1 protein-coding gene and 1 pseudogene are annotated in these 889 nt (G+C 61.4%); one reads left to right on the plus strand and one right to left on the minus strand.

Annotated features, from left to right (window positions below; genetic code table 11):
* Window positions 1–444: ATP-grasp domain-containing protein (locus D3H34_RS33070; RefSeq protein ID WP_205736874.1), on the minus strand; the 444-nt coding region annotated here is incomplete at its 3' end.
* A 193-nt stretch (window positions 445–637) separates the two neighbouring features.
* Between D3H34_RS33070 and D3H34_RS33075 the strand changes: the two are divergent.
* Window positions 638–889 (plus strand): annotated as a pseudogene (locus tag D3H34_RS33075) (N-acetyl-gamma-glutamyl-phosphate reductase); the annotation flags it as partial.

Raw genomic sequence — 889 nt, forward strand, 5'->3', positions numbered from 1 at the left:
CATCACGGTGATGTTCTTTTCGGGAGTGGCGTGGGCCACTTCCTCGATGTCCATGCCGCCTTCGCTGGAGGCAATGAACGCCACCTTCTGCGTGGCACGGTCGGTCACGGCCGACAGGTAGTATTCCTGCTGGATGTCAGCGCCGTCTTCGATGTACAGGCGGCGGACCTTCTGGCCTTCGGGGCCGGTCTGGTGCGTCACGAGCTGCATGCCGAGGATTTCGCCGGCGATGCGCTTGACGTCTTCAATGGTCTTGGCGACCTTGACGCCGCCGCCCTTGCCGCGGCCGCCCGCGTGGATCTGGGCTTTCACGACCCAGACCGGGCCGCCGAGCTTTTGAGCCGCTTCGACGGCTTCTTGTACGGTGAATGCAGGAATGCCGCGCGGAACGGGCACGCCGAACGTACGCAAGATTTCCTTGCCTTGATATTCATGAATCTTCATGAGCTGTCTCTCTCTCAGGAATGGTGGTTTACCCGGTTGCCATAATGCTGTCTGGCCGCGGGCGTGGGACATGGCAATCCGGGAATGTATCATGCTGCGATGCACCATCCCTGGTGTAAAACTACTAACCCATATACTGGCTTTAGCAACGCGCGCGTAGTGCAGGGCCGGTAACGATTGCAGGAGCTTTTCCATGTCCAAAGTGTTCATTGACGGCGAAGCCGGCACCACGGGGCTGCAGATCCGCGAACGGCTGCAGGCGATGCCTGGTGTCGAGCTGATCAGCATCGCCCCCGAACTGCGCAAGGACCCGGCCGCCAAGCGTGCGCTGGTCGCCGGCGTGGACCTGGTGATCCTGTGCCTGCACGACGACGCCGCGCGCGAAACCGTGGCCATGGTCGATACCATCACCCAGGAGACCGGCCGCGTCATCAAGATCATCGAT

Source organism: Acidovorax cavernicola (genome assembly GCF_003581445.1).